This window comes from Pseudotabrizicola algicola, from assembly GCF_010915705.1.
GTDB classification, from domain to species: domain Bacteria; phylum Pseudomonadota; class Alphaproteobacteria; order Rhodobacterales; family Rhodobacteraceae; genus Pseudotabrizicola; species Pseudotabrizicola algicola.
This window is the reverse complement of sequence record NZ_JAAIKE010000001.1, coordinates 181,379-207,225: the sequence shown is the minus strand read 5'-3', so window position 1 is coordinate 207,225 and position 25,847 is coordinate 181,379. Positions and strand designations below refer to the sequence as shown.

The window sequence follows — 25,847 nt, the reverse complement described above, 5'->3', positions numbered from 1 at the left end:
GAGGGTCCATTTGCCTTGGTCCATCGCTCAGGCAATGCCGATCATCTGCATTGCCTGAACCGTGCTGCCGAACAGCGGGGGCTGCATCGGGGTATGTCCTTGGCCGATGCCCGCGCGATCTATCCCGATCTGTACACACGACCGGCCAATCTGGCACGCGAAGCGGCAACTCTTACCGGGCTTCGGCGGTGGGTTGGCCGTTATGCGCCAATGGTGGGCAGCGAGGGCACGGACGGGCTGATCGCGGACATCACCGGGGTGGCGCATCTGTTTGGCGGCGAGGCAGAGCTGCGGGATGATCTGCATGCCAGACTCGAACGCGTCGGACTGACAGCCGTCAGCGCCATTGCAGGCACGCGCGGTGCCGCCTATGCACTGGCCCGACATGGTGGCGGGATCATTCCCGATGGCATGCTGGCCCAAGGTGCCGCGCATCTGCCGGTTTCAGCCTTGCGGATAGACCATGCCGCTGCCGAAGGTCTGGCGCGTGTGGGCTTGTCTCGCATCGGTGATGTGATTGCCCAGCCCCGAGCGCCGCTTGCGCGCCGTTTTGGCGCGGGACTGCTACTGCGCCTCGATCAACTTCTGGGCCATCAGCCCGAACCGGTTTCCGCAGGGGCAGAACCACCGCATTTTGGTGTGCGCCTGACCCTTCCCGAACCCATCGGGCTACAATCCGATGTGATGGCGGGGCTTGGCCGTCTGCTAGAGAGGCTCTGTGCGAGCTTGGCGCAGCACCATCAGGGTGCGCGCCGCCTGCGATTGGAATTGCGACGGGTGGATCATGGCACAGCAGAGGTAGAGATCGGTCTGGCCCGCCCGATGCGGGACCCTGCTCGTATCGCAGCCCTGTTTACCAAGGGCGTAGAAGAGGTCGACGCGGGGTATGGGATTGATGCGATGCGTCTGTATGCCTCTGTGACCGAACCGATGCCGCCCGAGCAGATCGGCAGCGGCCCCACTGTGCGCAATCAAGATGCCATGGCCGATCTGATTTCGCGCCTTGGCAATCGCGTCGGATTTGACAGGGTGCTACGGATTGCCGCCACCGAGAGCAAGATTCCAGAACGCAGCCATCATCTGACCGCTGCCGCATGGTCCGAAGCGCGACCCTCGCCCCCAAGGCGCGGCCCGGCCCGGCCCGCGACGATTTTCCCCCCTGAACCTGTCACCCACGCTTCTGGCCACCCGCCCGCGCGCTTTCGCTGGCGCCGCATGCAATTTACCACCTTGCGCGCACATGGCCCCGAACGGATCACCCCGGAATGGTGGTTTGACGATCCTGAATGGCGCAGCGGGCTGCGTGACTACTGGCGGATCGAAACACGGGAAGGTCCGCGGTTATGGCTGTTTCACACGCCACAGATGCCCGCGTGGCACCCCCCGATGCAGGCGCAAAACTGGTGTGTGCAAGGGGAATTTGTATGACGCCCGTATATCCCGACCGGCATGCGCCTGAGACGTTTCGCGATCATCTCAGCCAGCCTTATGCCGAACTCTGCGTGACATCGAATTTCACCTTTCTGACAGGGGCATCACATCCAGAGGAACTTGTGGCGCGGGCTGCAGAACTTGGTCTGACCGCCATTGCTATCACGGACCGCAACTCGGTGGCGGGGGTGGTGCGTGCGTTCTCTGCTCTGAAAGAGCTGGCGCGGCAAAGGGATGAAACCATCGCAAGCCGCCAGACTGTGCAGGACGGGCCCAGTATCCGGTCACGGCATGTCGTCGACCATTCCAGCCGCCAGACCATATCGCATTGCACCGGCGCAGCGCAGGCTACAGTCTTGCCGGATGCGCCCCTGCCCCGGCTTATTCCCGGCGCCCGGCTGGTTTTGACCGATTCTGATGTCGAATGGTTGGCCTTGCCGACCAATGTGGCGGGATGGTCGAGGCTGACCCGGCTGTTGTCTTTGGGTAAGCGGCGGGCGCCCAAGGGCGGATGCCATCTGACGCGCGATGATCTTCAAGAAGGCGGCACGGGACTTATCCTGATCGCCCTGCCCCCAGACCTGCTGGAAGCCGACGTCAGGCAAGACCGCAAAATTTGCGCGGACATGGCGCGCATGGGACGCAGCTTTCCCGGCCAATGCTTTCTGGGCGCAGCCCCTCTCTATGATGGTCGCGATCAACCGCGGCTTGATCACCTCGCGGCCCTTGCGCAAGACATGGCACTGCCTTTGGTGGCGGTGGGAAATGTGCTGATGCACCGTGCCGCACGCCGTCCGCTCGCAGACGTGCTGACCTGCTTGCGCCTTGGCTGCACCATCGACTCGATCGGCCAGAACCGCCTGACCAACGGTGAGCATCGGCTGAAATCCGGGGCCGAGATGGCACGGCTGTTTCATCGCTATCCGGCCGCACTGCGCCGCACTGTCGAGATTGCCAATGCCTGTGCGTTTCGACTGAGTGACCTTCGCTATCAATACCCCGATGAGGCACAGGATGGCGAACCGGCCCAGATACGGCTGGAGCGACTGACGCGCGACGGGCTGCACTGGCGCTATCCCGACGGAGCCCCGCCCAAGATCATCGCCCGCGTCGAAAAGGAGCTTAACCTTATACGCGAGGTGGAATACGCACCTTATTTCTTGACGGTTTATGATATTGTAGCCTTTGCCAGATCGCGCGGCATTCTGTGCCAAGGACGCGGCTCGGCCGCGAATTCCGTGGTATGCTACCTTCTGGGGATTACAGAGGTGCCGCCCGAGTCCATTACGCTGATCTTTGAACGCTTCATCTCGAAGGAGCGGGGCGAGCCACCCGATATTGACGTCGATTTCGAGCATGAACGCCGGGAAGAGGTGATCCAGTGGATTTATGAACGCTATGGGCGCGAACGTGCAGGCCTGACGGCGACCGTGATCCATTTTCGTAGCCGCGCTGCCATCCGTGAGGTGGGTAAGGTGATGGGCCTGTCTCAGGACGTGATTGCAAGACTATCGGGGCAAATCTGGGGGTGGTCCTCTTCCGCACCCGGCCAGGACAGGATGCGGGACGCGGGACTGGACCCAACCGATCAACGGATGATGCTGACCATGCAGTTGATCTCGGAAATCATCGGATTTCCGCGTCATCTGTCGCAGCATGTCGGGGGATTTGTCATAACCCAAGGACGGCTGGATGAGCTTTGCCCCATCGAGAATGCCGCGATGGAAGATCGCACTGTCATCGAATGGGACAAGGATGACATTGACGCGCTTGGCTTGCTGAAGGTGGATATTCTCGCACTCGGCATGCTGACTTGTATCCGCAAAGCGTTTCACCTGCTGGCTGAACATCGCGGACTGAACCTGACACTGGCCAACATTCCAAGCGAGGATCCCGCTGTCTATGACATGTTGTGCCGCGCCGACGCGATTGGCGTTTTTCAGGTGGAAAGCCGCGCGCAATTGAACTTTCTGCCCCGTATGCGGCCGCGTGAATTCTACGATCTGGTTTGCGAAGTGGCCATAGTCCGACCCGGCCCCATCCAAGGGGGAATGGTGCATCCCTTCATCAACCGCCGCCAAGGCAAAGAACAGGTGGAAGATCTGGGCTCTGCCATGATGGAAGTGCTGGGCAGGACCTATGGTGTACCATTGTTTCAAGAGCAGGCCATGCAGATCGCCGTGGTCGCCGCAGGCTTTACACCATCCGAAGCAGATCGACTGCGTCGATCGCTGGCGACGTTCAAGCGGATGGGAACAATCGGAAGTTTCCGTGACCGCTTTATCTCGGGAATGCTTTCACGCGGCTACAGCACGGATTTCGCGGCCCGCTGTTTCGCCCAGATTGAGGGATTTGGCAGCTACGGTTTTCCAGAGTCGCATGCCGCCAGCTTTGCACGGCTGGTTTACATATCGGCCTGGCTCAAATGCCATCATCAGGCCGCCTTCACCTGCGCGCTGCTGAACAGTCAACCCATGGGGTTTTACGCGCCCGCCCAACTGGTGCGTGACGCATCAGATTGTGGCATCGAGGTCAGACCGGTTTCCGTCAATCACTCGACATGGGATTGCACTTTGGAAATGCGCCCCGACGGCGCGTTGGCTTTGCGTCTGGGATTCCGCCAAATCAGGGGTATATGCAAAGAAGACGCTGATTGGATCGTCGCGGCACGTGGAAATGGCTATCCTGATGTTGAAAGCCTGTGGCGACGGGCGGCAGTTCAGCCAGAGAGCTTAGGGAAACTGGCAGAGGCAGACGCTTTTTCATCCCTTGGTTTAAGCAGACGCAGCGCATTTTGGGCGGCGAAGGCATTTCGTACCCCTAATCCCTTGCCTCTGTTCGGCCTCGACGGCGAGGGCGAGCAAGAGCCTCCGGTTACCCTCCTCCCCATGACCCTAGGGCAAGAGGTTATCGAGGATTACCTCACCTTGCGCCTATCCTTGCGTGCCCATCCGATGGAAATATTACGAGCACGACTGAGCGGGTGTACCACCCATAGCGATTTGCCTCGCATAAAAAAGCACGTAATAGTCGCCGGCCTTGTCATTACCCGACAACGTCCCGGAACTGCATCTGGGGTAATTTTTCTGACACTGGAAGATGAAACCGGCACCGCAAATATTGTAATCTGGCAAAAGGTGTACCAAACTTTCCGTAAAGCGGTGATCGCGGGCCGTCTTCTCAAAGTGAGGGGCCGCGTGCAACGCGATGGACCAGTTATCCATGTGATCGCCGAGCATGTCGAAGACATGTCGATGCTGCTGATGACCCTTGGCCGACCAATTCTTATTGCATCAAATGACGGGCGCGCCGATGAAGTTAAGCGACCCGTCATAACCAGAGGGCAATCCACCGCCCGCCATCCTCGAAAACAAGCTCGAAAGCTGTTTCCCAGCAGGGATTTCCATTAAGAAATCTAGCCGCCAACCACCAAATCACGTTCTGGCCCCGCACCATATCGCGTGGATAGTTGCGATACCGAAAGACGATAGCCATTTAACACTTCATCCTGTGCACGCATTTCTGAAGTGTAGACAAACTTTTCTATATGAACGGTGAAATTTCTTCTGACATCTCCAAGCAAGGACTTTACAGTGACAGAATAAACCTCTCGATCTTCGGACAAGGGCACCTCATAACTGTCCCAACTGTCACCCCCGACCCGAGTGCGACGCAGCCAGCTAAAATGATGATCCTGCGCACTGTCTTCACGATAAGAGAGATGACAAACCGACAGGGGCCGCAAACCGATCCCCCTAAAGGCTATAACATCATGCGGTCCAGACTCCATGAGCGCAACATCATTCTGCCTTGAAATACGATAATGATGCGGTACGTTCAACTGCTCATCCATGTGGGAAATTTGCTGCACCCTCTCGTTGAGAAGCACCACATAACTTCCGGATGGCCACGTGGAGCAGAAAACATTACTACCCGCCAATCCTCTCAAGCGCATAGACAAAGCATAACGACCACGAGAGATGAATTCAGCATTCGAGAACTGGAAAACCTCCCAGTTCTCGGGGCTACCATCGCCAATCGCAACCATATTTCCGCCAGAAAACATCGCATGAAGCGATATCGACTCCACCTCGCCCTTTGAAAAATCAACAATAAGAGGTGGGCCGCGATCAATGATTCCCGAGCCGGACGAAGGGAGATCAGAAAGAGTTCTACCGATGATGGATGGCTGCTCGAATCGAGAGTTAAGAGAATATCGCGCATCTTCGCTTGATGACCAAAGCAAACCTGGTCCAGACCAGGGATCTGACGTCATGGCCAAGAATGGCGCATGCTGGATCTGCCGGGACGAGATTACAGGAAGATCCATCCAAAGCCGAAAAACAGGAGGCGCCTCGATATGATTTTTCCAAGTTCTTTGATAACCAGAGACCTGACGCCTTCCACCCTCGACAGCATCAACACGAACCGCCTTGACTGAAACAATATCAGTCAATTCAATATGGTCGATACGATAGGATAGCCCATCAAAATTCACAATAGACCCAGCTACTAGATCCATCTGAGAAATAGGAATATTCAGACTGATCTGATCCTGTGATAGCCGAGCCTCAATCAGCCATCTATCTGCAATCTCTTTGGCAAAGCCATCTGGCAGATTCATCGAAAACTCCGCCTCAATAACAGAAGAGCGAGGCTCGCCAGGATAAATTGACTCAGCAACAGATGCAGAAAAACTACCATCTCCACCCAAATAGGAGAAGCGAATCCGTGCAACCGCGTCCGACACCGCGCCTTTTGCCACCTCATATCCAGCGTCGCCGTCCTTTTGCACGACAAGGCAGTCCTTTTGGATATAAGTCGCCTTTGCCGCCAACCGCGATTGAAAACTCAGCAAGCCCTGGATTTCAAAACAATCAAAGCCGAAGGCCGAAGACAATGGTTGAAGAACAGATCGCCCCGACTGGCTATCAGCCATAAGATACCCGGGCAAGGCACCATAAAGACGTCTCGTGTCGATCGATTGCAATCCGGCGTCATCACAAATCTCGACGCAAAGCCGATCAACAGGAACAGCCGTAGCCCGACCATTAAGCCAATGCCCACGTTCATAACTTTGACCGTCAGACCAGACCGCTGTATTTCTTGGAAAATCCGGAAAGGGGCGCGCATCCCATGCCCAAGCATAGCAATGGGCAGTATCCAGCATTCTCCCGTCATAGATTTCAGATGCAGGATTGTTTTCAAGATCAGACCAATATTCATACATCGCCCTGAAATACTGCATCTGAATAAGGTCATCATTAGTGCCCAAGGAAGATCTTGGTACAGCTGATTCGGACGAACGCAGATCAAGAAACTTGTTTGGTTCGTTGGTTCCCTTATCGATCGCAGCACAGCCATACTCGGTAAACCTGATCGGCTTGGAGCGCGGAACCCATTGCGAAGAAAAAGGCTGCCGCACACCGGATATTCTATTGTGATGGGGAGATGACCACCATGACTTCAGATCCTTATAGCGGAAAACCCAGTCTTCATCATAGGCAGAGTCTTTGATCGGAAGTCTGCGTTGGTGCTTTACACCTTCTTCGCTATCATAATACCAATCAAAGCCTTCCCCGCCAGAAATATTTGCCTTCAGATAATCGATATTATATATCGACCTCCAACCAATATCCGCATGGTCACCACCGTCCCGCCAATCGGAAATCGGCATATAATTGTCGATACCAACAAAATCTATATTGCTGTCCGCCCAGAGTGGATCGAGGTGAAAATATAGATTTTCGCCACTGCTAAAGCCGAAGTATTCGCTCCAGTCAGCGGCATAGCTTATCTTGACGTCCGGGCCAAGAATGGACCGCACATCGGCGGCAAGACTGACAAGTGCTTCAACTGCCGGAAAGACATGGTTTGGCCCTCTAATTTGCGTCAGTCCACGCATCTCGGAGCCGATGCAGAAGGATTCCACCCCCCCCGCCAGTTTGCAAAGATACGCGTTGTGCAGAATGAATCTCCGGTGTCGCCATTCATCCGCGCCAGCAAAAACCATTTCGCCGTTCGCGATGGAAAACTGGCTAGGGCTGGCCGTTCCAAAAAATGCGGTAACTTCGCCGACAGCACCCTCGGTTTGATCGGAACTGCCACTACGGCCCGGTGCCTTGGCAAGCGTGATGCGGCCGCGCCAAGGCAATTTCGGCTGCGACATGCTTTCGGAATAGGGGTCAGGAAGTGCATTTCCCTCGATCTGATCCATCAAGATAAAGGGATAAAACATCACTGATTTACCCATATTCCGAAGCGTCACGATGGACTCGATCACGCTTGCGTCAGAGGGTGTGCCCCCATAAATGGAAGCCCCGTCGACGCGCGGCACCTCTTGGGCAGCGGCTCGAGATATGCCGCCAGAGCGCCAAGGCATAGCCGCGGCATCCTCGATCTTCTGCTCAACTTTCGGTCGTATTTCACAGGCGCCACAGCGCAAATCATTACCAAACCAAGACACAACGAGCGATACTGCACCACAGTTGGGCAGTTCCTGATCAAGCTGGTTCAAAGATGCAATGAGGTCGGCGTCGCCACTTGGTGAATTGACGTTCAACGTGCGGGACAACCCCAGATCGCGATCAAAGCGCACCTTCTGGGAGGCAAGAGAATACTCACCTGTCCCCGGAATCAGAGCAACGGCGCGGATGGCATCTTGCAGGTCCGAGACTTTGTCAGCACTTTGGCCTTGGGCTCGGCGCATGACTTCAAAACTGAATTGCGGAACGCGATTGCCAAACGCCCCCAGATCAAGGCTTTCAATAACAACATAGGCGGTGCCGCGATACGCGGGGGCCAAGTCGCCGACAAAAGCCTCGAGCAAGGGATCGGGAAGTTGATCTTCAGTGCCGTGATAGGTGCGAATATTCAGCGATTTGGGAGATATCTCATCGCCATCCGCCCAAATTCGGCCTATTCCGAGTATTTCCCCCTCGCCCAAGGCGATGGCAAGACTGACAGAATAGGCATATTGTACCGTCTTTGGCGAAGGCGCGCCCTTTCCACCGGAACTCTGACGGGATTCTTGAAAGGGGGACGCCCAGATCACCTGCCCCGCGACCCGCATCCGCCCCCAGAATTTGGCAATCGGCGCGCCTTCACTGGCGCCCATGATATGAAATCGGTCGATCCGCCCAACTTCTACCGGATCAGACCCGGACCCCAAGATCCTTTGGTCTATAGCCCGCCCAAGAGTTGCCCCAACGGCCTTGCCAATGGCGGCACCCGACAGGCCAAGAACCGTTCCGCCAAAGCCGGAACCTACTGCGGCCCCCGCCGCGGCAAAGAGGATGGTCGCCATTTATTCCGCCTTATGAGGAAAACTGTAGACCGCTGCCACGCGACGCAGCCAAGGTCCGGAAAGGGACGTCTCGACCACTCCATGTCCGGTATAGGCATGAATGAATCGGGTGCGCGGTCCGTCGTCAGAGAGGATGCCAAGGTGCTTTGCGATGGCTCCCTCTTTCATTCGAAACAGCAAAACATTGCCTTTGGCCAGACCGCGCCCTTGCTTGGGCAGAAGGTACCGGCATGCCGCCTGCATCAACACCTCGTCGCCCGAAGGCTCCGCCCAATCCTCGGAATATGGCGGCGGACGGACAGGCTCCGGCCCGATCACGGCGCGCCAAACACCCCTAATCAATCCCAGGCAATCGGTACCGGCATCGCAGGCCGAAAACTGATGCCGATAGGGCGTGCCAATCCATTTGCGGGCTTCCGCCACGATCATCTCGGCAAAGGGATCATCCGCGGCAGGTTCAAGGCAATAGAATTGAGGCACCTGGTCACCTCCGCCCTTGTCGGCTTGGGTTTGATCGCAACCAGTCCTCGCCGGGAATATGCGGAAAGCCGCGAAAGTTGAGAAAGTTATCAAACTTTGATTGGCAGGTAGAGGCACGCCTGTCGCATCCTGCCACCAGCGACATCTGGTCGCCCGCCGCAGGTGGCACAGCAAATGCATGCCAGAGCTCGATACGTCGCTCTTGGGCCGCGAGTCTGTCAACCTTGATACGGCCAACCTGCCCCTGACCTGAACCCGTCTCGATCGTCACATAACCGTCGGCAAACCAGCCCTCCTCGAAGGCGGGCAAGATGGAAAAGACAAGGGTCCGCCCGTCACGCGATGCAACCAGCGGCGCGACGACAGACATCTGCGGTGTCGACAGGTCAACCTTGCAATTCCGATCACCGAGCACCGCCCCGCAAGCCGCATGATAGATACGGCCCCTTTTGACATTCAGGCTCTCGCTCAGCCCGCGCAATTCGACCCGAAACGCCCCCTGGCTACGGGTGATCTCGCCAAAGCTGCCACGAAACAGCACCGAACGTTCAGATACATTCGCCCAGTTCACAAGAAATGTCGTGACCTCGGCTCCATCGTAACGGCCGGCCAGAATATCTTCCTCACGCACCGAGGCATCAGACAGCGCGCCAGTCACCTCGGTATTGTCAACCGCAAGTCCCGTCGTCTTTTCCAACGCCCCCGCCGTCAGACCACTTTTTGCCGTATAGGCCACGCCATCGAATACAAGGTCGCAGTCATGATCGGTAAAGCCGAGCGTCACGCCATCTTTGCGCCGCACCAGCCAAGCCCGGCACAGGGTGGTGGACCCGGTTTTCAGATGCTCAAGCAATGCATTCTGCATCAGATCCGCACCTCCACCACCGGAACATCAGGCACTTCGCCTGCCTGAAATGATGCAATTGACGTCATGATCATGTCGGTATCAAACCGCACCGGCACGTCGAACTCGAAGCCAGCAAAAACCGGCACGCCCAGATCGGGCGGCACGACAAAAGTGATCTCGCCCGTCGTTGTGTTCACTGTAAACTCATCGCCCTCGATCTTCGGATCTCTGGCCACGGCAACCAGAACCGTGCCAGCGACCGGCTTGGTGATGCGCCGATCGTAAGTCTCGTTTCCAGACCGGTAGGTTTTGCTCAGGGAAAACACCGTCCGCACCCCGTCCCCCGTGCCAATCACCTGATCAATCGGGCTCGGTTTCAGTGACGGCACGCAAGACTTGAAATCAGCCCAGTCCTTCCAGCGAAACCCGTACATTCTGCCGCGCCGCGCTTCGAAAAACGCGATCAAGGCTTCGATGTCATCCAGTGTCCGCAGTCCTGCTCCGGCCTCGTAGCGGCGGCGGGAATGTGCCCAAGGCGTGTTGCGCTCTTCGTGACCGCTGGCCAACATCACCACTTCAGTCCGCCGCTCTGGTCCCCCTAAAGAGCCAAAGCTCAGATTGGTCGGGAATCTGATCTCGTGAAACGCCATGCGCTTTGTCCTTATCTGTTTCGTTGGCCCCGTGCCAAAGCACGGCTGGCCTGCGCCGCGATCTGGCTCTGGCTACGCTGAAATCCCTGCACGTCAGGGGTTTGGATGTTCATCACCACCGTGACAGGACGCACGCCTCCCGCCGCCTGCACACCAAGCCTGCCATCGGCACCGCGCGTCAGGGGCATAATGGCTTCGGGGCCAGCCTCGCCCATCAGCCCAAGACCGGACCGCATCGGAAAACTGGTCGGACCTGTCACAACGCCGCCCTTGGCAAAGGGCATGATCCGGCCTTGCGCAAAGGCCCCTCCATCCTTGAACGGCATCAGATTGCCCATGACCGAATTGATCCCCTGCGCGACCAATCCGCCAACCGCGCCCTGAACCGGCCGCATCGCGGCGCTATAGACGCCGTTGATCATGGATTGCGCGACCGTCCGCAGCGCGTCGGACAACTTCATCCCGTCAAAGATCAACCCGTCGAACGCGCGGCGCAGCCCGTTACCGATGCCGGTGGCAAGGGTGTTTACCTCACGTCCGGCAAACATCATCGTTGTCTGCATCCGCGACAACTCGCCCTCGAAGGCTCCGACCATCGCCGAAGATGCGCCCAGCGTCGCCTCAAGCGCCGCAACCTGATCCGCCAGGTCTTCGATCTGCGCCATTGTCCGTCTCCTTGGATATATCGGGAAACGCGGCAGACAGTTCTGCCAGCCGCGCGCGGGTCAGCGGCGGGGTGACCACGTCAGCCCCAAGCATCACCCTCAGTTCCACAGGCGTCAGCCGCCAGAATGCTTCCGGTTGCAGACCCAAGCGATGCAAACCCACCCGGATCAATCCGGGCCAGTCGATGCCGCTCATGTCTCGCCAGGCAGGGCAAAAGCCCGCGCCAGCAATTCCGCCGCAACGCGGGCCGCCTCCATAGGCCCCCCCCCGATCTCAACCGTCCGCAAATCCGCTGCCGTCCCCTCCCAGCCGCCACCACGCAGTCCCGCCACCAGCAGCGCCACCACGTCGCGCGATGAAAAGCGGCCCGCCTCAAATCGCTGCACCAGATCGATCAGCGAACCTGCCGCCAGCGTGTCTTCAAGTTCCGCCAGCGCCCCAAGCGTCAACTTCGCGACATGGCGACGCCCGTCCAGCAGCAGCGCGACCTCACCCCTCCATGGGTTCACCATCACAGCGCCACAAAACTGAGCGCGCCCGCCGAAGCCAAGGACATTTCATAGGTCGCCTCGCCATTATGACTGCCGGCATATTCGATCGAGGTGATCATGAACGCCCCCTCGACCACGCCGAAATCGGGGATGATCACCTGAAAATTCGGCACCTCGCCGTCGAAGAAAATCTGACGGGCGCGCTCATCCGTATTGGCATCGCGAAACACGCCCGACCCGGAAATCGAGGCCGATTTTACACCGGCTCCGCCCAGAAGTTCCCGCCAGCCCCCCGTGCTCTCGAGGCTTGTCACATCCACAGTTTCGGCGTTGAAACTGATCCGCGTGGCCCGAAGACCTGCCACGGTTTCAAAAGTGCCATCGCCCGTCAGATCCAGCTTCAACAGCAGATCTCTTCCGTTCTGCACAGCCATGCTGCTTCTCCAATCCCGTATTTTCAAAAGGGTTACAGATCGATCCTGACGCGAAACGTCAGATCAATCCGCCGCGTGTCGCCATCTGCCAGTCTTTTGGCCACCGCCTTGACGAAGCGGATTCCGACAACCCGACCTGTGCCAAGTTCGGGCCTTGCCCCGGTCAGACAGTCGGTCACGTGGCCAGCCAAGGTCTTGGCGGTCAGAAATCCGCTCGCATCGCTGATCACGCTGACGGCAATCCGATGTTCCGCGCCAAATCCCGTCTTGTCGGATTGGTCGAGCACCTCTTCGGGTCCGATCAGCACAAAAGTGCCCGCATTCTCTGCAGGGGGCGTGGCATCAAAGACCAGCACGCCTGCCAGCGCCGGGGCCGTTGACAACACACCGTAAATCGCCGCCTGCAAGGCCGCTGCCGCGCGATAGCTCATGTCGCGGTCTCCTCATGTGCAACGCAGGTCAGATAGTGACCGGCCGCGTCGCGCTCGGTCACCGCAAGCACCTGAAAAATCCGCCCGCCTTGGGTCAAACGCTGGCCCGGACGCGGCCTGCGCGCCGAGCCGACGGGCGCCCCCCGCAAGGTGATACGATAAGGAACCTTGGCCGCAGTGGTTTCTTCGCCTGCCACGCTGCGTCCCGTTCCCGGCACAATCTCGGCCCAAAGCGCGCCAACTGCCTGCCAAGAAAAGGAAAACCCGCCCGCCCCGTCAGGAACTGTGACCCGCTCTTCCAAGGTCAGAAGCCGGTTCAAATGAATGGGCGTCATGCGCTGCCTCCGCCCAAGACCCGCACCGTGCGCCAGCGCTCGATCAGGGCCTGAACCGTCAGCGGCAAGGCCGCAGCGCCGGCTCCGCCGGAATGGCGCACCTCGTAGAACTCTGCCGCCAGCAACAGCACCGCCTGCGCCAGATCAGCGGGGACGTCGCTCCACGCCGGCCCGAACCCTGCATCAAACAGAATCTCTGCCGCCCCATCCTCAGGAATGGGCGGCAGATGGCAACCAACGCCACGCAACCGGGGCCGCGACATGTCGGGCTCCAGAGAATAGCTGCCCGGATTGACAACCGTCGGCGTTCCTGCCGCATCGCGCAAGGTCACCGATGCCAGCGACAAAACCGGGGCCATCGGCAGGGACTGCGCACCCCGATCCTCGCGCCATCGGCTCAGGCGCAGCAGAAAGCGGCGGGCAAGCAGCGCCTTTCCCGTGCGCCCTTCAATCATGGCCATGGAAGCCCGCAGATGCGCCGCAATAAGACCATCTTGCATGCCGTCATCGGCAAAACCGCTGCCCAGCCGCAGATGATCTTTCATGGCCTGTATCGGCAGGACAGCCAGCGGCACCACGGTCTGCTCGGTCAAAATCATCATCTCTCTCCGATTGCCCCGCCATATTGAAAGGTTCAGGCGCGCACCCCACACCGCTCGGTCGGAGGGGGGAGCAGCTAGACGGCATGGGTTTTCCCGGCGCGCGCCTGAAATCAGACCAGCCCGCTCGTACGGGCTGGCCGCAGCCGGGGTCTTACGAGACCGCAACTTTCAACAGTTTGATCGCCGCAAAATCCGTGATATCGCCGCCGACGCGCTTGTTGGCATAGAACAGCACATGCGGCTTGGCGCTGAACGGATCGCGAAGGATGCGCAGATCGGGGCGCTCGGCAATGGTGTAACCCGAGGCGAAATCGCCAAAGGCAATCGGATGGGCATTGGCGGCCACGTCCGGCATGTCCTCGCAGATCAGCACAGGATAGCCCATCAGACGCGACGGCTCGCCGGCCTGCAGCCCGTCCGACCACATGAAGCGGCCATCGGCATCCTTCATCTTGCGCACGGCTCCGGCGGTTTTCGAATTCATCACGAAGGTGCCGTTCGCACGGTAATTGGCGCCCAGCGCATAGACCAGATTGACGATGCAATCGGCCGCATTGGTCGAGGCAAAATCGGCCGTCGCGCCCGTCGGCACATAGCCCAACGAGCCCCAGGCCCACGAGGCATTCGGCACCTTCGGCGGCAGCATGATCCCGCGCGGCTTGTCAACGCCGTCTCCGCTCACAAAGGCCGCTGCCTCGGCGCGGATAAAGCGCGTCGCGATCTTGCCCGCAAGCCAGCCCTCGACATCAAAGGCGCTGTCATCCAGCAGGCGCTGGCTCGCTTTCGGCATCGCCGACAACTCGTGCAACTTGATCGAAATGCGCTCGATGGCCGGCGTCGCGGTTTCCGCCTGCGACGCCGTTTCGGTGGCCCATCCCGATCCGACCTCGGACCGGTCGATCAGCACGTCAAAGGACGTGGCTTCGACCTGCACCACATTGGCCACCGAGCGCAGCGACGAGGTCGACACCAGCAGCGAGCGGATCGTGTCCGCCGTTTGCGGGTCCACCAGATAGCCACCATCCGCCGCCACAGCGGTGTTGAGCGCCTTGCCCTCCAGCACCAGCCCCCGCAGCCCGTCATCGTCGCCCGAGCGCAGATAGGCGTCAAAGGCCTTCTGGTGCGGCGCGTCCTGCTCTGCGGCAGCCGACAGGGCCGGACGGCCATAGGTCATCGTCTTTTGGTTCAACATGGTCAGTCGCTCTTCCTGATTTTGCAGCGATTTCTTCACTTCAGCCTGAAAAATTTTGAGTTCGTTCATGAACCCGGTCACCGCGGACTTGATCTCCGCCCCCGAATTCTGGGCCGTGGGCAAATCTTCCCCGGCCCGAGCCTTTCTCTCGGTCATCGTCACTCCTGATGTTTGAACGAAAGCCGGGGCGTTACCGCTCGGCCAGTTGTCGGCGCGCGTCCTCGAAGACCTGCGCCAGTTGCCGCCAGTGTGCGTCATCTTCAGATTTCGCCTGCACCCGCGCTTCGGAAAGCATCGGAAAGGTCACCAAGGACACTTCCCAAAGCTCCAGTTCCGACAAAAGCCGCTGGCCCTTGCCGTCACGTTCCGCCTTCACCGTGCGATAGCCGATCGACAGGCCGTCAATCGCCCCCGCCGCCAACAGGGCCGCCGCCTCGCGGCCCCGACTGACCTCCGTCAGGATGCGCCCCTTGACCCACAGGCCAAGCGCATCCTCGCGTACCTCGTCCCAGACGCCAATCGGCTCGGCCGGATCATGCTGCCACAGCATCTTGACCTTGCCGCCCTTGGCCATCAACCGCGACAGCGAGGCCCGGTAAGCCCCCGCCTGCACCACATCGCCGCCCTGATCCTTCACGCCGAAAAGGCTGGCATAACCTTCGACGACCCGACCATCGGTCACGGTCAAACCCTGCTCCGGTCGCAGATACTTCCGCTCCGGCGCGCCATAATCCTTCATCCCTTCACCTCATCGCCGCCTGAAGAATGGCCTCGGCCCCCTGCGCCAGCAGAAAGGCCGCAACCCCGTAGACGCCCAGCCAGATGCGCTTTTCCAAGCGTTCCAGCACCGCGTCGATCTGGCCGAGACGAAACTCCAGCGCCGCCCAACGCTCCTCGGCCACCCGTTCATTGGCTTCAATCCGCGCCGCCGCCGCATCGAAACTGTCGTATAAAAAGCGTGACCCTCCGGGCTTTCGGATCGTCATGTGTCGTCAGACACCGCAGGCAGGCCCAGCAGGCGGCGCTTTTCGGCGACGGTCAGAAAATCCGCCGCCCCGACCCGCGCCCATTGCTGGTCACGCTCGGCGGCAAGCGCCGGAATCTGGTCCAGATCGACCTTCAGCTCCACCGCCTCGGTGGCAAAACCCGCCAGCCAGTGACTGACATCCGCCATCACCTTGGCGGCCAGCGGCAACACGGTCAGCCGGTAAAAGGCGCGGTTCGCCTCCTGGTAATTCGCATAGGTCGCATCACCCGGAATCCCCAGCAGCATCGGCGGGATGCCAAAGGCAATCGAGATCTCCCGCGCCGCCGCTTCCTTGGTTTTCTGGAATTCCATGTCACTGGGCGAAAACCCCATCGGCTTCCAGTCCAGCCCGCCTTCCAGCAGCATCGGCCGCCCGGCATTGCGCGCGCCTTGGTGGTTGGCCTCGATCTCGCCCACCAGCCGGTCATACTGGTCGCTCGACAAAGACGCCTGCCCGTCCACCCCTTTGTAGACAATCGCGCCCGAAGGTCGCGCCGCATTGTCCAAAAGCGCTTTCGACCATGCACTTGCCGCGTTGTGAACATCCACCGCCACCGCTGCCGCCTGCATGGGCGACAGCCCGTAATGATCATCCTGCGGGTGAAACGCCTTCAGATGGCAGATCGGCTTCATCGCGCCGCGCATGTCAAACCGGTGCGCGCGTCCGCCGACAGTGTAGTCATAGGCCACCGGCCAGCCATCCGCCCCCGGCACCAGCGCCATCCGGTCTGATCGCAGCACATGCAATTCGGCCGGCATTGCCCCTGCGCCCGGAACCGCCTCCAGATAGGCATTTCCGCTCAGAAGGAACTGGCCATAGACGGCTTCCAGAAACTCGGCGCGCCCCTGTGCGCTGTTGGGCCGGCTGATCAGCGCCAGCACCGGATGCTGGTCAAACCGCCGCTCGGTATCCTGGCAAACCAGGGGCAGCGCCGCAGCGGCTTCGGCCACCAGCTTGACCGCCCGGAAGCCCACCGGATTGGTCAAAAATCCCGTGCGCGTCAGCGACACCGCATCGCGCGGGCTCCACTTCACACGGCCCGCGCTTCCCCACGCGGCAATGCGCCCGGTGGCGCTCGCCTTTTTCTCCATGACGGCAGAGGGCGCGGGCAAAACCTCGCCCCGCCGCAGAAAGTTGAACACCATGTTTTTCTGATCTCCGTTGTTCCGGGAACACCCCGACGTGCGCCCTTGCGGCGCTACAGCACCCGCATCCGCGGATCGCCGCCAAAGCTCTTTGCGGGTCCGATCATCGCCTCATGCAGCGCCCAGACCAAGGCATCGACCCGGTCAGGGCTGCCCTCTCCCTTGAAGCCGGTACGGGTCATCAGGCACATCTGGTCCTCAAGTTTGCGAAAATAGGCGCTGTGAACCACCCGTCCCTGCTCATACAGGGCCGCCACGGGCTCGGCGCGCAGGCTCTTGCCCCGCGTCGCAGAGACGCCCCGATAAGATACCAGCGCGCCCTGCTGGCGGATCATCTGTTCCACCATGTCGCCGCCCTGATTGACCTCGGCCACCATCCGGTCAGCCCCGTGGCGCTCGTAGGCGGCCACGGCGGCCTTGGCCCAGTCGGTGGGGGTGCCGCTGATGCTGGCATCTTCCAGCACCACCGCCCGCCAGTCACGCGGGTTCCCTTCGGACAACACCCCCACCACCACAATGCCGCATTCATCCGAACTGGCCTTCGCGGTCACCGGCGGGTCCACCGCCACCACGATCCGGCTCAGCCGCTCCGGCGACGGTCCCCGCGCGGCCTCCAGCATGCCGACCGTCCACAAAGCGCCGTCGATATCCTCGATCAGCTCCCCCTCCAGCTCCTGCCGCCCCAGCCGCTGCCCGCCATAGCGGCTCTGCACCTCCTCGAGGAAGGATTTCGCCAGATAGGCGCGGTTGGCATCGGTGGGTGCGTGGGTCATCACCGTGGAGGGGTTTTTCAAGATAGCCTTGAGAACCGGAATGTTCTGCGGCGTCGTTGTCACCACCTGCTGCGGGTTGGGTCCCAGACGGAGCGCAAACTGCAACTGGTCCCATGTCTGCTGCGCCTTCTTCCACTTGGCCAGTTCATCCACCCAAGCCGCATCAAACTGCGGTCCCCGCAAGCTGTCAGGATCATGCGCCGAAAAGCACTGCGCGGTGGCCCCGTTCGGCCAGGTCAGCATCCGCCGCGTCGCATTCCATTCGGGGCGGCGATCGGGGGGCGAACAGGCCAGAATCCCGCTGTCGCCAAACACCATCACTTCCCGCGCCTGATCGACCGTCTCGGCCACCAAGGCCACGCGGCTGGCGCGGCCGAGGTCGAGGGGGCGCGCGCCTTCCACCTGCGCCCGCACCCATTCGGCGCCCGCCCGCGTCTTTCCCGCACCGCGCCCCCCCATGATGACCCAGCTCTTCCACGCCCCCTCTGGCGGCAACTGGTGCGGCAGCGCCCAGAATTCGAACATCCACGGCAAGGCCAGCAGCGCCTCGCTCGAAAGCCCGTTCAGAAAGCTGTCAATCACCTCCGGCGTCGCGGAGGAGAGCCAGACGCCGCCCGATCTCATCGCGCGCGGCTGCAAAGTCGAGCTCGCCGGTTCCGACAGCCCCGGCAAGAGTTTTGCGGAGTTTTTCAACTTTGTTCCTCTCATCCATATAGAGCCGGACAAAGCCCGTCAGCGTGTCCGTGACCTTCTTGGCTTCGGCCAACTGGTCAAACCGTCCGGTTTCAACCGCGTCGATCATCTGCTGAAACGTAACGACGGCCCGCTCCAGTTGCCGCTCGGCCACCCACAACAGGTTCTGTGGCGCTTCAGTTTTTTCTGCGTCAATTGCCTTGAAGTTGATTGTCATGCTGTGCTGCCACCCGCCTCGCTATCCCTCCGGACGAGCAGAAATGAAAAAGAGCGGCCAAGGGTGTTACCCCGCCGCTCTCGACACTTCTTCTAGCATGTCACAATCACTACATGGGACCGCGCGGAAAGTCAAGCCGAAAAATCAGCAATACCAGTGACTTAGCGTGCGCAGCGTTAACCAGTTGCTAACCACTCGGCGCCGCGCCTATTCCCCCTGCACCCCGGTCTGCCCCTCTTGCCCGCGCTGCCGCTCGATCTCGCGCCAGCGGGCCACATTCGCATTGTGCTCTTGCAAGGTCACCGCAAAGGCGTGCCCGCCTGTGCCATCGGCCACAAAGAAGATGTAGTCCGTGGTGTCGGGGTTCAGCGCAGCCTCGATGCTCAACCGGCCCGGGTTGGCAATCGGCGTCGGCGGCAAGCCGTCGATGACATAGGTGTTATAGGGCGTCGCGCGCCGCAACTCGCTCTGCCGGATACCGCGCCCCAGAACGCCCTGCCCCATCGTGATGCCATAGATCACCGTCGGGTCGGTCTGCAGCCGCATGCCCCGCTCCAGCCGGTTCACGAAAACACTCGCCACCTGCCGGCGCTCTTCCGCGACGCCCGTTTCCTTCTCGACGATGGAGGCCATGATCAACGCCTCCTCGGGCGAGGCATAGGGCAGACCATCGGCACGGCTGGCCCAGAGCGCGGCCAGAATCTGCTGCTGCGCCGCCGCCATGCGGGCCAGCAAGGCCCCCCGGTCAGAGCCCTTGTCCACCTCATAGCTGTCGGGCGCAAGGCTTCCCTCGGGCGGCACCGCGGCAATCTCGCCGGTCAGGAAATCCGCGCGTTTGAGCGCTTCGACCACCTGCCAGCTTGTCACGCCCTCCGCCAGCGTCACGCGGAAACGCAGGTCCGACTCCTCGATCACATCGACATAGGCCTGCGGCTTCGCCTCCACCGCAGGGTCGAACTTGGCCACCTCGACATAGCGGTTGCTGGCGGCATCCAGCTCGCGCAGCACCACATCGGCGCTGTTCACCCCGATGCGGAAGTTCACCTCGCGCCCGCAGGTCGATTGCCCCCCGACTGTCAGCGAATTGAGCACATCCACCATCGACGCCCCCGGAGGGATCAGATAGCTGCCGAACTTCAAAAGCTGCGCCTTGTCGGAATAATCCGCGCCGATCCTGAAAATCCGCGCATCCGAAACCGCCCCCTGCGCCTCCAGCGCCCTGCTCACCGAACTCAGCGACGCCCCGCGCTCCACCCGGAAACAGATGGCCTCGGTCAATGGCCCCGGCCCGCGATAGGCTTCGCGCCCCCAAGCCAGAAGCCCCGCCGCCATCACCAGCAGCACAATGAACAAGGTCAGCGCGTTGGAGGCGATAGAGCGCCACATATCTCAGCGCACCTTGCCGACAACGAGGCTGGCATTGGTGCCGCCAAAGCCGAAGGAATTTGACAAGGCCACATCGATCTTGCGATGCCGCGCGACATTCGGCGCAAGGTCCAGCTTTGGCGTCACCGCCGGATTGTCCAGATTGATCGTCGGCGGTGCCACCTGATCGCGGATCGCCAGAATGCAGAAAATCGCCTCGACCGCGCCCGCCGCGCCCAGAAGATGCCCGATGCTCGACTTGGTCGAAGACATCGTGGCCCCCGCCGCCGCATCGCCCATCAGCCGCTCGACCGCGCCAAGCTCGATCGTGTCGGCCATGGTGCTGGTGCCATGCGCGTTGATGTAATCGATATCCGCGGGCGTCAGCCCCGCCCGCTTCAGCGCCGCCGCCATGCTGCGATAGCCGCCATCGCCATCCTCGGACGGGGCGGTGATGTGATAGGCATCGCCCGACAGACCATAGCCAAGCACTTCGGCATAGATCTTTGCGCCGCGCGCCTTGGCATGCTCGTATTCTTCCAGCACCACCACGCCCGCGCCTTCGCCCATCACGAACCCGTCGCGGTCGGCGTCATAGGGGCGGCTGGCCTTGGCCGGATCATCGGCCCGCTTGGTCGACAGCGCCTTGCAGGCGTTGAACCCTGCAATCCCGATCTCGCTGATCGGGCTTTCCGCCCCGCCTGCCACCATCACATCGGCATCCCCCAGCATGATAAGCCGCGCCGCATCGCCAATGGCATGCGCGCCCGTGGAACAGGCCGTCACCACCGCATGGTTCGGCCCCTTGAAACCGAAACGGATGCTGACCTGCCCCGAAACAAGGTTGATCAGCGCACCGGGAATGAAGAAGGGCGAGACACGCTTCGGCCCCTTCTCCTTGATAAGAACAGCCGTTTCAGCAATCGACGACAAGCCGCCGATGCCCGAGCCGATCATCACGCCCGTCCGCTCGCGCTCATCCTCGGTGGCAGGCACCCAGCCGGAATCGCGAACCGCTTGCGTTGCGGCGGCCATGCCATAAAGGATGAAATCATCCACCTTGCGGCGGTCTTTCGGCTCCATCCAGTCATCGGGGTTGAAGGTGCCATTGCTGCCATCGCCCAGCGGGATCTCGCAGGCATATTGCGTGACCACATTCACGGGATCAAAGCGGGTAATCGGCCCCGCGCCGGACTGCCCGGCCAACAACCGGCTCCAGGTCTCTTCGACCCCGCAGGCAAGCGGTGTCACCATCCCCAGACCCGTCACAACGACCCGACGCATATGTTGTCTCCTCGGCACGATAAGGCTTTGCCGCGTGATACACGCGGGTCAGGTTCAGCGCAACCGCCGGGGCGGTCACATGGGGCACGGCGGCGGAAAACGGGGGGCCAGCCCCCCGCCCCCCGGGATATCTGAAGACAGAAAATATCAGACCGTCAGCACCAGCCCACCGCGCTGCGCGCTTTCCTCGGCGCGGTCCAGCAGACGCTGCAACATGGCCCCGCGCGCAAAGTCCGGAATCGCCGGAGCCTCGCCCCGAATGGCCGCGATGAAACGCTCGTAAACCGAGGGCGTCTCGGGGCAGTCGACATCGGCCCAAGTCGCCGTCAGACGGTCGGCACCGATACAGGCGCGCAAATGGCTGACCTTGTTTTCAAAACCGACCTCCAGCCCGCCCAGATCGCCATAGATCCGCAAGCGCAGATCGTTCAGATGGCCGGTGGCAAAGCGCGTGGCATGCACCACCCCCAAAGCCCCGCCCGCGAGGCGGATCTGCATCGTGGCACTGTCATTGGCATCCAGCGTGTATTCGCCGATCTGCCCGCCCGGCGCCTTGTCAAAGGTCGCCAGCCGCGCCGAGACATCCACCGCCGCCTCTCCGGCGATGAAGGTGGCGAAATCGAGGATATGGATGCCCACATCCCCCAGCACGCCCTTCGATCCATGCGCGGTGGACAGCCGCCACAGCCATTGCGGCTGCTCCGACCATTGGCCCCAAGCCGGCTGCGTCAGCCAGCTTTGCAGGTAAGACGCCTCGAAGTGCCGCACGCGGCCGATCGCCCCCTCCGCCACCATCTGGGCCGCCTTTTGCAGCGCGGCACCGTTGCGATAGCTCAGGTTCACCATATTCACGACGCCCGCCCCCGCCGCCGCCGCGGCCATCGCCTCGGCATCGGCAGCATTGGTTGCCAGCGGCTTTTCGCACAAGACATGCTTGCCCGCCGCCAGCATCGGCATGGTGGTGGCGAAATGCGCCGCATCCGGTGTCACATTGGTGACCGCATCGAATTGCCCCCATGCGATGGCATCGGCCACCGAAGCAAAGCCCTGCGCGATACCATGCGTCTCGCAAAACGCGGCAAGCTGCGCCGGACGGGTATCGACCCCCGCCACCAGCTCGACGCCAACTATTGCCGAAAAGCCCTCGGCATGGTTCGCCGCCATGCCCCCGGTGCCAAGGATAAGAAGCCGTATCGTCACCGGAACCCCTCCTCGCCGTCATGGTGCAGCCGCGGGCCGCGCTCGGTGATCGGCTCCAGCGCCTGATCCACCGGCACATTCGGCGCAGCCGAGGCATCGGCCAGTCGCGCCGCAGGGTTATGCGCCCATTTCACCGCATTCAGGATCACGCGCTGCACATTGGCGTCGTGATAGGTCGGATAGGTTTCATGCCCCGGACGGAAATAGAAGACCGACCCCGCCCCCCGCTTGTAGGTCAGGCCCGAGCGGAACACCTCGCCGCCCTGGAACCACGAAACGAACACCGTCTCCATCGGTTCGGGCACGCCAAAGGGCTCGCCATACATTTCTTCGTTCTCAAGCTCGAAATGATCGGGCAGCCCGGCTGCAATCGGGTGGCTGCGGCTGGTCAGCCAGATCCGCTCGCGCTCGCCCGCCTCACGCCATGTCAGGTTGCAGGGCGCGCCCATCAGCCGCTTGAACGGCTTGGCGAAATGCGCCGAATGCAGGAAGATCGCCCCCATGCCCGACCAGACGGCATTGCAAACGCGTTCCACCACCTCGTCGGCCACATCCCCATGCGCCGCATGGCCCCACCAGATCAGCACATCGGTTTCGGCCAGCTTTTCTGCGGTCATCCCGTGCTCGGGGTCTTGCAGCGTCACGGTCGAGGCGCGAATGCCCGCATCGCGGTTCAAGGCATCGGCAATCGCCGTATGCATGCCCGCAGGGTAAATATCGGCCACGACCTTGTTCTTCCGCTCATGGACGTTCTCGCCCCACACCGTCACCCGGATCGCCATGGCGATTCCCTCCTTGATTGCGCTAACGGATGCTGCCTAACACAAGCCAAAGCGCTTTGGCAGAGTGATCCGCACGGGGAAGGCCACATGCCAAAGCGCAAGGCGACAATCAGCCGCCGCAGCTTTCCGCCGCGCCGAAGTCAGCCGAGCAGGTTCGGCACGATCGTCACGATCCACGGCGCGAAATACAGCAGTAACAGCGCCCCCATCTGGATCAGCACAAACGGGATCACCCCCGTATAGATGTGGCGCGTCGTCACCTCCTTGGGCGCAACCCCGCGCAGATAGAACAGCGCGAAACCGAAGGGCGGTGTGAGGAAGCTGGTCTGCAGGTTCACCGTGATCATGATGGTCACCCAGCTCGGGTCAAACGTGCCGCCATAGATCACCGGCCCGACAATCGGCACCACGATATAGATGATCTCGAGGAAATCGAGCACGAAGCCGAGGATGAACAGCACCAGCATCACGATCAGGAACGCCGTCAACTCATTGTCGAAGCTGCGCAAAAAGCTCTGGATGTAATGCTCGCCGCCAAAGCTGATCAGAACAAGGTTCAGAATCTGGCTGCCGATCAGGATGGCAAAGACCATGCTGGTGATCTTCGCGGTCTCCCGCACCACCGAGGTCAGCACCGCCCCGCGCCACAGCACCCAGCAGGCGTAAAGGATACCGAACATCGTAAAGCTATAGGCCGCCATCGCCACCCAGAAGGCAATCACCTGCTCGGTCGTGGTGGTGCCAAGACCCAGCCGCAGATCAAAGTTCACCCCCACAAGCAGCATGATGACCAGTGCAAAGGATGCCCCCGTGATTATTTTCGGACTGCGCCCGCTGTCCTTCAGCCGCCGATAGGCCGCCAGCAGCAGCGCCCCGCCCGCGCCCAGTGCCGCAGCCGGAGTGGGGTTGGTGATCCCGCCGAGGATCGAGCCAAGCACGGCCACCACCAGCACCAGAGGCGGGAACACCACCCGCACGATATCGCTTTGCAGCAGCATCGGCAGCGCCGCCCATATGCCCCAGATCACCAGCGCAAAGGGCAGCGCCAGCCACAGCAGGCTTATCCCCGGCGACATCAGCGGCCCGATGAACAGCGCATCCACCACGAGGGCCAGCGCCACCCCGCCCAGACCCACCCACACCGGGCGATGGTCTGCCATCGGCGCCAGACCGCGCGCCGTGGTCAGCGTCAGCGCCGCCAGCAGCAGCAACACCGCCACGCCCGAGCCAACCGGCGCGCGGCTGGCCTCGCGCTCGATCCGCGCCGCCGCCCGCTCCTCGGGGGTCAGGGCGCGCGCCTGCACGGCCCCGCCCGCCTCGGCAATCGCCGCCTGCTCGGCCACCGCCGCATCCCACCGCTCCTGCCCGTGCAGCGCGATCATGCTGGCGCGGCACTGCTCGCTCACATTGGTGCGCAAGGATGCGGCCTGCCCGGCCTCGCTGAAACTGTCCACCGTCATGTCCTGCGAGCCGATCAGGTTGACCTGCGCCAGCATCAGGAACCCGCCGATCAGCGCCGCCGGCACCATCAGAAACCATGTGGTCGCCTCGCGCCGGGTGATGATCTGGCCGCCGCCGTGGCTGACCTGAATGGCAGGCGCTTTTGACGGATTGGCCACCGCAAAGCCGAAGGCATAGGCCGCATACAGAAACGCCAGCATCAGCCCCGGCAGGATCGCCGCCTGAAACAGCGTGCCGACCGACACCACGGCAGCCTTGCCCAGATAGGTCAGCGCATCCGTGCACCCCGCCGCCTGCGCCCGCACCTCCTGACCCGAGGCATAAAGATCCCCCGCCATCGTGCCCAGAAGCACGATCACGATCGACGGCGGAATGATCTGGCCCAGGGTGCCGCTTGCCGCGATCACCCCCGTCGCCAGTTGCGGGCTATACCCCGCCCGCAGCATGGTGGGCAGGCTCAAAAGCCCCATCGTCACCACCGTGGCGCCCACGATGCCGGTCGAAGCCGCCAGAAACGCGCCCACCACCACGACCGAAACCGCCAGCCCCCCCGGCAACGGCCCGAACACCCGCGCCATCGTCGTCAGCAGGTCATTGGCAATCTTCGACCGCTCCAGCACGATGCCCATCATCACGAACATCAGCACCGCCAGCAACGTCTCGATGGACGCCCCCGCGATGACCCGCTCGTTCATCCGGTTGACGATGAAAGACAGGTTGCGGTCCATCGCCAGTTCCCAGCCGCCCGGAAACAGCGCCACCTCCACCCGTGGCAGATCCGGATAGCGGAAGGTAGTGATGTCGATGGCCGCCACCCCCTGCGCCACCAGCGCCCGATAGGCCTCCGATCCCGTGTCGATGGCCTGATGCACCAGCACCCCAGCCGAATCGAGCGCCGCGATGATGCCAAAGCCGATGATCCCGGCCCCACCGATCGCAAAGGCCACCGGAAAGCCGGAAATGATCCCGCCAAACAGGCACAGGAACACGATAATCAGACCGACTTCGACGCCGTCCAGACCAAAAAGCATGGC

General features: G+C 61.3%; 24 protein-coding genes. 2 read left to right on the top strand and 22 right to left on the bottom strand.

Features of this window, described 5'->3' with window-relative positions; genetic code table 11:
* Positions 1-15 precede the first annotated feature (15 nt).
* Together G3572_RS00985 and G3572_RS00980 are read left to right on the top strand one after the other, a co-directional pair.
* Positions 16-1,428, top strand: coding sequence for a Y-family DNA polymerase (locus G3572_RS00985; RefSeq protein ID WP_435530942.1), 1,413 nt, complete (start codon positions 16-18; stop codon positions 1,426-1,428).
* Positions 1,425-4,841 carry an error-prone DNA polymerase gene (locus tag G3572_RS00980; protein WP_164608822.1) on the top strand — a complete coding sequence of 1,139 codons (3,417 nt, stop codon included), beginning with the start codon at positions 1,425-1,427 and terminating at the stop codon, positions 4,839-4,841. Before G3572_RS00985 ends, G3572_RS00980 begins: the two co-directional genes overlap by 4 nt.
* 5 nt (positions 4,842-4,846) lie before the next feature.
* Here G3572_RS00980 and G3572_RS00975 read toward each other — a convergent pair whose 3' ends face one another.
* The 22 genes from G3572_RS00975 to G3572_RS00870 form a co-directional block, all read right to left on the bottom strand.
* Entirely contained in the window at positions 4,847-8,737 is a 3,891-nt protein-coding gene (locus tag G3572_RS00975; RefSeq protein WP_164608821.1) for a baseplate multidomain protein megatron, read from the bottom strand.
* Positions 8,738-9,166, bottom strand: a complete 429-nt coding sequence (locus G3572_RS00970; RefSeq protein ID WP_164608820.1) for an NlpC/P60 family protein — start codon at positions 9,164-9,166, stop codon at positions 8,738-8,740.
* A 55-nt stretch (positions 9,167-9,221) separates the two neighbouring features.
* Complete coding sequence (locus tag G3572_RS00965; RefSeq protein WP_164608819.1) at positions 9,222-10,082, bottom strand: phage/gene transfer agent baseplate hub protein; 861 nt, start codon at positions 10,080-10,082, stop codon at positions 9,222-9,224.
* Complete coding sequence (locus G3572_RS00960) at positions 10,082-10,714, bottom strand: DUF2460 domain-containing protein (protein WP_164608818.1); 633 nt, start codon at positions 10,712-10,714, stop codon at positions 10,082-10,084. The genes G3572_RS00965 and G3572_RS00960 overlap by 1 nt, the downstream gene beginning before the upstream one ends.
* Positions 10,715-10,725: 11 nt before the next feature.
* Positions 10,726-11,379, bottom strand: coding sequence for an RcGTA-type gene transfer agent tail tape measure protein (locus tag G3572_RS00955; RefSeq protein ID WP_164608817.1), 654 nt, complete (start codon positions 11,377-11,379; stop codon positions 10,726-10,728).
* Entirely contained in the window at positions 11,336-11,575 is a 240-nt protein-coding gene (locus tag G3572_RS00950; protein WP_164608816.1) for a rcc01693 family protein, read from the bottom strand. The genes G3572_RS00955 and G3572_RS00950 overlap by 44 nt, the downstream gene beginning before the upstream one ends.
* On the bottom strand, positions 11,572-11,892 hold the full coding sequence (locus tag G3572_RS00945; RefSeq protein WP_164608815.1) for a gene transfer agent family protein: 321 nt from the start codon (positions 11,890-11,892) through the stop codon (positions 11,572-11,574). The genes G3572_RS00950 and G3572_RS00945 overlap by 4 nt, the downstream gene beginning before the upstream one ends.
* Positions 11,892-12,305: a phage major tail protein, TP901-1 family gene (locus G3572_RS00940; RefSeq protein ID WP_164608814.1), complete on the bottom strand. Its 414-nt coding sequence runs from the start codon at positions 12,303-12,305 to the stop codon at positions 11,892-11,894. Before G3572_RS00940 ends, G3572_RS00945 begins: the two co-directional genes overlap by 1 nt.
* Before the next feature lie 32 nt (positions 12,306-12,337).
* Positions 12,338-12,736 carry a DUF3168 domain-containing protein gene (locus G3572_RS00935; RefSeq protein ID WP_164608813.1) on the bottom strand — a complete coding sequence of 133 codons (399 nt, stop codon included), beginning with the start codon at positions 12,734-12,736 and terminating at the stop codon, positions 12,338-12,340.
* Positions 12,733-13,071 (bottom strand): head-tail adaptor protein, encoded by a 339-nt coding sequence (locus tag G3572_RS00930; RefSeq protein WP_164608812.1) that lies wholly within the window; start codon positions 13,069-13,071, stop codon positions 12,733-12,735. The genes G3572_RS00935 and G3572_RS00930 overlap by 4 nt, the downstream gene beginning before the upstream one ends.
* Positions 13,068-13,670, bottom strand: a complete 603-nt coding sequence (locus G3572_RS00925) for a head-tail connector protein (RefSeq protein WP_164609868.1) — start codon at positions 13,668-13,670, stop codon at positions 13,068-13,070. Before G3572_RS00925 ends, G3572_RS00930 begins: the two co-directional genes overlap by 4 nt.
* Before the next feature lie 154 nt (positions 13,671-13,824).
* Positions 13,825-15,021: a phage major capsid protein gene (locus G3572_RS00920; protein WP_164608811.1), complete on the bottom strand. Its 1,197-nt coding sequence runs from the start codon at positions 15,019-15,021 to the stop codon at positions 13,825-13,827.
* Positions 15,022-15,055: 34 nt separating this feature from the next.
* Positions 15,056-15,604, bottom strand: coding sequence for an HK97 family phage prohead protease (locus G3572_RS00915; protein ID WP_164608810.1), 549 nt, complete (start codon positions 15,602-15,604; stop codon positions 15,056-15,058).
* A gap of 4 nt (positions 15,605-15,608) precedes the next feature.
* Positions 15,609-15,851 carry a GTA head formation protein, RCAP_rcc01685 family gene (locus G3572_RS00910; protein WP_164608808.1) on the bottom strand — a complete coding sequence of 81 codons (243 nt, stop codon included), beginning with the start codon at positions 15,849-15,851 and terminating at the stop codon, positions 15,609-15,611.
* Complete coding sequence (locus G3572_RS00905) at positions 15,848-17,038, bottom strand: phage portal protein (protein ID WP_164608806.1); 1,191 nt, start codon at positions 17,036-17,038, stop codon at positions 15,848-15,850. Before G3572_RS00905 ends, G3572_RS00910 begins: the two co-directional genes overlap by 4 nt.
* Before the next feature lie 53 nt (positions 17,039-17,091).
* Entirely contained in the window at positions 17,092-18,435 is a 1,344-nt protein-coding gene (locus tag G3572_RS00900; protein WP_164608804.1) for a DNA-packaging protein, read from the bottom strand.
* Positions 18,386-18,721 (bottom strand): hypothetical protein, encoded by a 336-nt coding sequence (locus G3572_RS00895; RefSeq protein WP_164608802.1) that lies wholly within the window; start codon positions 18,719-18,721, stop codon positions 18,386-18,388. The genes G3572_RS00900 and G3572_RS00895 overlap by 50 nt, the downstream gene beginning before the upstream one ends.
* Before the next feature lie 207 nt (positions 18,722-18,928).
* Positions 18,929-20,107 carry an endolytic transglycosylase MltG gene (mltG, locus tag G3572_RS00890; RefSeq protein WP_164608801.1) on the bottom strand — a complete coding sequence of 393 codons (1,179 nt, stop codon included), beginning with the start codon at positions 20,105-20,107 and terminating at the stop codon, positions 18,929-18,931.
* 3 nt (positions 20,108-20,110) lie between these two features.
* The gene (fabF, locus tag G3572_RS00885) at positions 20,111-21,370 is read right to left on the bottom strand and encodes a beta-ketoacyl-ACP synthase II (RefSeq protein WP_164608800.1); all 1,260 of its coding nucleotides are present in this window, start codon (positions 21,368-21,370) and stop codon (positions 20,111-20,113) included.
* A 147-nt stretch (positions 21,371-21,517) separates the two neighbouring features.
* The gene (locus tag G3572_RS22345; RefSeq protein ID WP_354003972.1) at positions 21,518-22,570 is read right to left on the bottom strand and encodes a Gfo/Idh/MocA family protein; all 1,053 of its coding nucleotides are present in this window, start codon (positions 22,568-22,570) and stop codon (positions 21,518-21,520) included.
* Positions 22,567-23,352, bottom strand: coding sequence for a ThuA domain-containing protein (locus tag G3572_RS00875; RefSeq protein ID WP_164608799.1), 786 nt, complete (start codon positions 23,350-23,352; stop codon positions 22,567-22,569). The genes G3572_RS22345 and G3572_RS00875 overlap by 4 nt, the downstream gene beginning before the upstream one ends.
* Positions 23,353-23,492: 140 nt before the next feature.
* Positions 23,493-25,844 carry a TRAP transporter large permease gene (locus G3572_RS00870; protein WP_164608797.1) on the bottom strand — a complete coding sequence of 784 codons (2,352 nt, stop codon included), beginning with the start codon at positions 25,842-25,844 and terminating at the stop codon, positions 23,493-23,495.
* Positions 25,845-25,847: the final 3 nt, after the last annotated feature.